The sequence below is a fragment of the Actinocrinis sp. genome (assembly GCF_035938995.1).
Taxonomy (GTDB): domain Bacteria; phylum Actinomycetota; class Actinomycetes; order Streptomycetales; family Catenulisporaceae; genus DASZGI01.
The window spans coordinates 1-7,515 of record NZ_DASZGI010000079.1; the positions used below are offsets into that span (position 1 = coordinate 1).

Annotated in this window: 9 protein-coding genes and 1 pseudogene; 7 read left to right on the forward strand and 3 right to left on the reverse strand. The window is 68.1% G+C overall.

Features of this window, described 5'->3' with window-relative positions; genetic code table 11:
- Positions 1-255 precede the first annotated feature (255 nt).
- Complete coding sequence (locus VGZ32_RS04990) at positions 256-582, reverse strand: SDR family NAD(P)-dependent oxidoreductase (RefSeq protein ID WP_326884622.1); 327 nt, start codon at positions 580-582, stop codon at positions 256-258.
- Position 583: 1 nt separating this feature from the next.
- Positions 584-1,255, reverse strand: a complete 672-nt coding sequence (locus tag VGZ32_RS04995; RefSeq protein ID WP_326884623.1) for an isochorismatase family protein — start codon at positions 1,253-1,255, stop codon at positions 584-586.
- A gap of 480 nt (positions 1,256-1,735) precedes the next feature.
- On the opposite strand from VGZ32_RS04995, the gene VGZ32_RS05000 reads away from it, so the two are divergent.
- A complete protein-coding gene (locus VGZ32_RS05000) occupies positions 1,736-3,250 on the forward strand; it encodes an MFS transporter (RefSeq protein WP_326884624.1) in 1,515 nt (504 codons plus the stop codon).
- A 629-nt stretch (positions 3,251-3,879) separates the two neighbouring features.
- Here VGZ32_RS05000 and VGZ32_RS05005 read toward each other — a convergent pair.
- Positions 3,880-4,149: a hypothetical protein gene (locus tag VGZ32_RS05005; RefSeq protein WP_326884625.1), complete on the reverse strand. Its 270-nt coding sequence runs from the start codon at positions 4,147-4,149 to the stop codon at positions 3,880-3,882.
- Between VGZ32_RS05005 and VGZ32_RS05010 the strand changes: the two genes are divergently transcribed.
- From VGZ32_RS05010 to VGZ32_RS05035, 6 genes and pseudogenes are all read left to right on the forward strand, one after another.
- Complete coding sequence (locus VGZ32_RS05010; protein ID WP_326884626.1) at positions 4,148-4,900, forward strand: endo-beta-N-acetylglucosaminidase H; 753 nt, start codon at positions 4,148-4,150, stop codon at positions 4,898-4,900. The two genes, VGZ32_RS05005 and VGZ32_RS05010, sit on opposite strands and share 2 nt — an antisense overlap.
- Positions 4,901-5,100: 200 nt before the next feature.
- Positions 5,101-5,600: pseudogene (locus tag VGZ32_RS05015) on the forward strand (nitrate- and nitrite sensing domain-containing protein); the annotation flags it as partial.
- Between the two features lie 3 nt (positions 5,601-5,603).
- A complete protein-coding gene (locus VGZ32_RS05020) occupies positions 5,604-5,753 on the forward strand; it encodes a hypothetical protein (RefSeq protein ID WP_326884628.1) in 150 nt (49 codons plus the stop codon).
- 203 nt (positions 5,754-5,956) lie between these two features.
- Positions 5,957-6,580, forward strand: a complete 624-nt coding sequence (locus VGZ32_RS05025; protein WP_326884629.1) for an ATP-binding protein — start codon at positions 5,957-5,959, stop codon at positions 6,578-6,580.
- Positions 6,581-6,961, forward strand: a complete 381-nt coding sequence (locus VGZ32_RS05030) for a hypothetical protein (RefSeq protein WP_326884630.1) — start codon at positions 6,581-6,583, stop codon at positions 6,959-6,961.
- Positions 6,962-7,089: 128 nt separating this feature from the next.
- Positions 7,090-7,389 (forward strand): YciI family protein, encoded by a 300-nt coding sequence (locus tag VGZ32_RS05035; protein WP_326884631.1) that lies wholly within the window; start codon positions 7,090-7,092, stop codon positions 7,387-7,389.
- Positions 7,390-7,515 lie beyond the last annotated feature (126 nt).

The following is a 7,515-nucleotide window of genomic DNA, read 5'->3' on the forward strand; positions in this document are numbered from 1 at the left end:
GGCCCGGATCATCCACCTCGACATTCGAAGACACGACCGCCCCGGCGGAACCCTCCACGAGTACCAGCATGCAGCCTGACCAGCCCGGACGACATAAACGGCACCCATAGGGACAGCGACGGGAACTTCTCGAAGCTGAGCTGTCCGTTCAGCGAGGCCATTGTTCGCCACCACGCCGCGGCTTGCCTTCAGGCGCGGCCTGGCCGCGCGGGTGAGGTAGAACACGAGGTCTACCTCACCCTGGCGCGCGGCGTGTCAGTCCTCGTCGGGGGTGTCCTCGAGCCAGTTGAAGTGGATCCTGGCGGCAAGGTTGTTCAGGACGTCGATCCGGTCGTGCTCCTTCACCGCGAACTCGACGAGCCGGTCGGCTTCGGCGCGCTCGGCGAGCCAGCACGGCTGCAGCGAGGCCATCTTGCCGCCCGCGGCGCGCACCAGCTCGACGGTCCGCTCGGCAGGTTCGACCGCCGCGTCGCAACCGACGTCCGCGGCGCCCCCGCGGGCGAACGCCAGCGCGGTGGCGCGTCCCATACTCCCGCCGGTGCCGGTGATGACGCAGACCTTGCCGCCCAGGCGTCCCGGCACCTCAGTGCCCTGCCTTTGCGGCGTTGTAGGCCGCGGCGCCGGTCTTCTCCGCCTCCGCGACGCCGACCTGGTCGGTGTGCTTCGGGGCCTCCTCGAAGTACCAGAAGATGGAGTCGCGGGCGCCGCCGGCCAGCGGTCCGGCCCAGTCGCGGAACAACTCTGTGGTGACCGCGAGCGCCGTGGTCGGCACCGCGCCGGCGTGTGCCAGGCGGTCGATCGCGGTGCGGTGCGCGACCTGTGAGCGCCCGCCGACAGCATCGGCCACGTACAGGACTTCATATCCGTCCTTCAGCGCCTGGACGGTGGCGAAGGTAAGGCAGATCTCGGTGTGCAGCCCGCCGATGATGAGACGCTTCTTGCCCGTCGCCGCCACCGCCTCGCGGAAGGCCCCGTCCTCGAAGGCGTTCATCGACGTGCGGTCGATCGGCTCGATGCCATCGAGCTCGGCCAGGATCGACGGCAGCGTCGGGCCGTTGAACCCGAGCTTCACGCCTACCGTGGACAGCACGATCGGCATGCCGTAGGCCTTGGCGGTACGCGCCAGCAGCCGGACGTGCAGCTCGACCAGGTCGCGGTTCGTCTCCGAGCGTATGACCTCGAACATCTCGTTCTGGTAGTCGATCAGCACCAGAGCGCAGTCCTCGGCCTTCCAGACACCCAAGTCCTTCGTCATCGTGGTTCCCTTCGTCTGCGTCGCCGTGGGAGCGCGGCCGCCAATCGGTTGCTACAGGCTCTCGCCGCGGCTGGTGACCCGCCATCACCAGAATCCGGTGATTGGGCACGGTGATCGGGCATGGTCACCGGCTTCTTCCGCGGGTCCGCCGGCCAGCACAAGGGCAAGCAAGGGCACTGATATTCCCCCGCGGCGGCCGCCATGGTGCCGCCAAGCCGGGCTTCAATCATCGCTTGTTACTTGACGATTCAAGTCAAAAGGTCTAGCTTGGACCACGCAAGCCTAAATGGAAACTGTCGCTACCGGCAAAACTCCTCTGGAATGGAGCTCACCCGGCAGCATCTTGCGGCCGCAGTGACATGAATGTTTGTGCACATTCCGCGCACCATCGGCCGCAGCGGGTAGCTCGCCTCGGCACGCCGGGAGCGCATTCCCACGTCACCGCCGAGCGCATGCGACCAGATAAAGGGTGGTGAAATCGTGGCTGTTGACATCTCGGCGAACGGCAGTCCGGATCGGCGGCGCTGGCTGATCCTGGCCGTGGTCGGTATCGCGCAGTTGATGGTGGTTCTGGACCTGACGGTGATGAACATCGCGTTGCCCTCCGCGCAGCGCGCGCTGCACTTCACGACCGCGGACCGGCAGTGGGTGGTCACCGCGTACTCGCTGGCCTTCGGCAGCCTGCTGCTGCTCGGCGGCCGACTGGCGGACCTACTCGGCCGCAAGGTGACGTTCCTGGTCGGGCTGGCCGGCTTCGCCGGCGTGTCGGCCATCGGCGGCGCCTCGGTCAACTTCGGCATGCTGGTGACAGCGCGCGCCTTTCAGGGCGTTTTCGCCGCGCTGCTGGTGCCCTCCTCGCTGTCCCTGCTCGTGACCACGTTCACCAGGCTGGCGGAGCGCGCCAGGGCGTTCGGTGCTTTCGGCGCGATCGCGGTCGCCGGCGGCGCGATCGGCCTGCTGCTGGGCGGAGTGCTGACCGAGTACCTGTCCTGGCGCTGGACGCTGTACGTGAACCTGTTCTTCGCCGGTATCGCGTTCGTGGGCGGAGCGCTGCTCCTGCAGCGCCAGGCGCCGCCGGTCAAGCCCAAGCTGGACATCCCCGGCGTGGTGTTGGTCTCCGCCGGCGTGTTCGGCCTGGTCTACGGGTTCTCCAACGCGGCCACACACGACTGGGGCTCCCCCGTCACGTACGGCTTCATCGCAGCAGGCGCGGCTCTGATCACCGTCTTCGCGGCCTGGCAGGGCCGGGCGGCCCATCCGCTGCTGCCGCCCCGCATCGTCCTGGACCGCAACCGCGGCGGCGCATACCTCTCGATGTTCGTTGCCGGGGCCGGCCTGTTCGGCATGTTCTTCTTCCTGACCTACTACCTGCAGCAGAACCTCGGATACTCGCCGCTCGTCGCCGGCATCGCGTTCCTGCCGATCAGCGTGGCCTCCGCCATCTCGTCCAACGTGTCCACGATCGTGCTGCTGCCTAGATTCGGACCCAGGGTGGTGGTGACCGGCGGCATGCTGGCCGCCGCGGGAGCCATGGTCTGGCTGGCCCAGCTCAGTCCGGACTCCGGATACGCCGGCGGCGTGCTCGGCCCGATTTTCCTGGGCGCGCTCGGCACGGGAGCGGTTATCGCCCCGTCCATCAGCACCGGCACCTCCGGCGTTGCGCCACAGGACACCGGCGTGGCCTCAGCCACCGTCACCGTCGGCCAGCAACTCGGCGCCTCCCTCGGCACCTCGCTGCTCAACACCGTCTTCACCAACAGCGTCGCGGGCTACCTCGTCGCGAACGCAGCGCTGGCCGGCACCCTAGGCCGCCAGACTCTGACCAACCACGCGCTCGTGCACGGCTACGACACCGCCTTCTGGTGGATCGCGGCGATCTTCGCCGGCGGCGCCGTCATCGGCGGCACGCTGCTTCACGGTGCACCCAAGATGAGCGCGCCGTCGCCCGCACCGGCGACACAGAAGGCCGACGCCGATCCCGCGGTCCCCGCATAGGACGAAGGTTTCCTTCGCACGCGGGACTGTCCTGAAGGTCGCAGCACTCCCCGTCCTGGACCATCCGACCCTCGCGGGAGTGCTGGCAAGCGTATGGTCTGACCGGAGCTGTTGCCGGCGCCGCGGGCGGCACCGTCGAGGGCGCGGGCAGCTATCTCACCCAATGCGGTAGCACCTGCTCGCTGTCCGGGCCGCCCGCGCCGCCATGACCGGGGCCGCCGGCTTCGCACTCGGTTTCGCCGCCGGAGCACTCGGCGACGAATCGGTCGGCGCGGCCTGTCACAGCTTCACCGGCGACACCCAAGTCCTCCTGAGTCCTCCTGGCGGACGGCAGCACCAAGCCCGTCGACCAGATCAAGGTCGGCGACCACATCGCGAACAGCGTGCACGGCCACATCACCCGTCGCCACCACCACGTGCGTCACTGTCAACTGACGTCGATCATCAACACCCTGCCTGAATCACACCGGATCAACGTCACGGACTCAATTGGGAGCAACTAAGGACCGCTCTGCCTGAGGCACGGGCGAACAGCAACCGCCTCGACTGGCAGAGGGGCGAATGGTCGGCAAAACAGGTCAGAACTCTTGCTTGAGCCTCGAGGCCACCTTAGCTTCGTACCGTAAGGATCACGCGCACCGCGCGACGATTCCGACCTCTGTCTCGCCCCCGCCGGATTTCTGGACAGGGTCCCAGTCCATGAGGAGTGTGGTGGCGATGTTCACGTCAGGTGGAGTCTGGGCTCGGTCGACCGTGCTCGCAGCGGTGACCGCGCTCGCGATCGGCGCCACGGCGACCAGCGAGGCGGCAACGAGAAACGCCGCGACGGACACCACGGCATCCCGGGCGAAGAGCGGGCCGATCTCAGTGGCGTACATCGAGGTCAACAGCAACAGCATGTTGAACGTTGGTAAGTACACGCTGGCCACGGGTGGCAGCAACGTTTTCGACATCGCCGTCATCTTCGCAGCCAACATCAACTACAACACCGCTACGAAGTCGGCATACCTGTACTTCAACCCGCAGGTGCAGTCGGTTCTCAGCAACGTGAGCACCCAGATCCGACCCTTGCAGGCCAAGGGCATCAAGGTCGAACTGTCGATCCTCGGCAATCATCAGGGCGCAGGTTTCGCCAACTTCCCGTCTCGGTCGGCGGCCTCGGCATTCGCCAAGCAGCTGTCCGGCGCCGTCACCAAGTACGGGCTCGACGGCATCGACTTCGATGACGAATACGCCGACTACGGAAACAACGGTACCGGTCAGCCCAACGCCAGTTCCTTCGTCTACCTCGTCTCCGCGTTGCATAAGGACATGCCGAGCAAGCTCGTCACCCTCTACGACATCGGCCCGGCGTCCTCGAGCCTGTCCTACGGCGGCGTGGACGTCACGCAGGACTTCGACTACGCGTGGAATCCCTGGTACGGCTCGTGGATCGTGCCGAGCGTCTCGCTCCCCAAGAGCCGCTTGTCGCCTGCGGCCATCCAAATCGGAGCAACGCCTGCGAGCACCGCGGCCAGCCTCGCCCAGCAAACCGTGAGTGAGGGCTACGGCGCGTACCTGACCTATAACTTGGACGGTTCTGACCAGCACGCCTATATCTCCAGCTTCACAGAGAAGCTGTACGGCAGCGCGGCTGTGTACAAGCCATGACATCTCCGTGACGCGCCGATCGGCATGAGGCGACACAGCCACTGTGCCGACCAACGGTGAGACGGCGGGCTTGGGCGGTCCTGGCGGGAAACCGGAGGTAACTCCACGCGCGCTGGCGACGCCCGGTCCCGCGCCGAACTGGACGGCCAGCGCCCGCTGACGGACACGGCGAAGCAGATCCTTGAGGCCCAGCTGGACCAATGCCTGGTCGACAGCGAAAAACGGTGCGTGCGGCGCTGACGGACCTCGACTCGCTGGCGGACACCCGGGCGAGCATCGACCGGGGCGCGATGGACGGCGCTGGGGTGTTCCAGTACTACACCGCCGCCATCACCGCGCTGACCGCGCCCGACTTCGGCGCGGACTCGACCGCGGACACCACGCTACGCCGCGGCCTGCAAACGCTCGAATTCCTCGGCGACGCGAAGGAGTACACCGGGCGCGAGCGCGCCGCTCTCAGCGCCGTGTTCGCCGCGCGGAAGATCACACCGGCCGACTATCAACTGCTGCTCGACGACTTGGCCGCGAAGCAGGCCGCGCTCGCACAGTTCGCCCGGACCGCGACCCGGCCGAACAGGCCGCCCTCGCCGCCGCCCAGGCCTCCCCGGCCGCGCGTCAGGCGGACGACGACGAGTCCGTCGTGGTGGATTCGGCCGGGCGCACCCTGTCCCGACAGGTCGATCCGGTCGCCTGGTTCGGCATCATGACCACCTACATCAATAGTCTGCGGCAGGTTCAGGTCGGCATCGGCGCGGACATCGACGCGCGGGCCGCCGCGCTGCGCCAAGCGGCCGAGGACCGGTTGATCGCCATCGCCTTGATTGCCGCGCTGACCCTCGGCTTCGAGGTCTGACTCGCCCGCGGCGCGCTGCGCTCGGTCGTCGGACCGCTCGCGCGGCTCTCCCGCGAGGCGCAGACGCTCGCCCTGCACCGGCTGCCCGAGGCCGTGGAGCGGCTACGTTCCTCTACTGGGGACGACCAGGAGCCCGGCGCGGTCGGTGCCGCGCCGCCGGAGCCGATCACCGTTCCGAAATATGCGGGGCTGAGATCGCAGCGGTGGCGGGCGCGCTGGGCTTGGTCCGGGGTGCGGCGCTGAACCTCGCCACCGGCCAGGCGATCCTGCGCCGCAACACCAACGACTCGCTGGTGAACCTGGCCCGGCGCAACCAGAACCTGGTGCGCCGCCAACTGGTCTTCATCACCCGGCTGGAACGCGACGAGCCGGACGCCGAGGTGCTGGCCAGCTTGTTCGAGCTCGATCACCTGGCCACCCGGATGCGCCGCAATGCGGAGAGCCTGCTGGTCCTCGTCGGCGAGGCGCCGGCGCGCCGCTGGGCGCGGCCGATTTCTGTCAATGACCTGATCCTGGCCGCCATATCAGAGGTCGAGGACTATCCCGGAGTGGCGCTGCGCCGCGTCAACGGGGCGCAAGTGACCGGATCGGTGATCGCGGAACTGGCGCACCTGCTCGCCGAGCTGATCGAGAACGGGCTGCACTTCTCGCCCTCGGACATGGAGGTGGAGATCCTCGGGCGGCGGACCGGCGACGGATATCTGATCGCCGCGGCCGACCACGGCGTCGGGATGTCCCCGGCGGCGCTGGACCGGGCGAACGCGAAGCTGCGCGGCGAGGAGCAGTTCGCGGCGAATGTAAGCACATGGGCGATCACGCCGCCGTAGGTGAAAACCTCGGGCGGCCTGCGGCAGCAGGTCGCCGGGCTGCTTGACCGCGCCGCGGCGTCGATCGCCAATGCGCCGGAGGGCAAGCTGCGGCGCAGCCTGACCGGCGCGGGATTCACCGAACTCGCCCGACACGAACCGAGGTTCGCCGGGGAGGCGATCCGCCGGCTGGGCAGGGCGCTGGACCTGCGCAGAGGTGAATCCGCGCGCAACCGGTGCCTTGACCTGATCTCCCCGGCCGAGGCCCACCTGTGGCGGATCGCGACCTCGAGCAGTCCGTGCAGGCGGCCGGTCGCGCGGTCGAGTCGGCCCAGGGAACCTCGTCACTGCGGATCAGGTGGCGGCTGGGCGATCTGCAGCAGCGGCTGCGCCCGCACATGAAGCAGGTCAACCTTTTCGCGTTGTTCGAGGCCGGTCGCTCAGCTTGTCTTTCTTAGCGGTCCCGGCCGCCGACGCGCCTGCGCGACGCGGTGTTGACGCTATGCCCGGCGCCGCTGACACTGGGCCGCGTGGCCGAATGGATCTACTTCATCCACCCGCCGCGCCGGGACTTCGCCGTGACGATGACCGACGTGGAGAAGCGGGTCTGGGCGGAGCACGCGGCGCGGCTTGAGCGCCTGCTGGCCGAGGGGACGCTCATCCTGGCCGGCCCGACACTTGGCCCGGTCAACACCGGCATCGCCGTGTTCGAGGCCGAAGACGAACAGGCCGCACGCGCGATCATGGACGGCGACCCCATCTCGGCCAGCGGCCTGGCGCACCTGGAGCTTCGCCCGTTCCGTGCGTCATTCCTGCGCGGCCGCCCCTAGGACCGGCGAGCAGACCAGCCGACAGCAGGAGCATGGCTCACTACGGTTTTCTGATCATCGGGTGAAGAACAGGTGGGTCGCCCCGCTGGGCACGGAAACCGCCTCGACGGTGAACCGCTCGTGCAG

Bases quoted from the DNA above. Each gene is read 5' to 3' on its own strand.
- VGZ32_RS04995 (WP_326884623.1), bottom strand. From the start codon at position 1,255: ATGACGAAGGACTTGGGTGTCTGGAAGGCCGAGGACTGCGCTCTGGTG.
- VGZ32_RS05020 (WP_326884628.1), top strand. From the start codon at position 5,604: ATGACCACCTACATCAATAGTCTGCGGCAGGTTCAGGTCGGCATCGGC.
- VGZ32_RS05010 (WP_326884626.1), top strand. From the start codon at position 4,148: ATGTTGAACGTTGGTAAGTACACGCTGGCCACGGGTGGCAGCAACGTT.
- VGZ32_RS05005 (WP_326884625.1), bottom strand. From the start codon at position 4,149: ATGCTGTTGCTGTTGACCTCGATGTACGCCACTGAGATCGGCCCGCTC.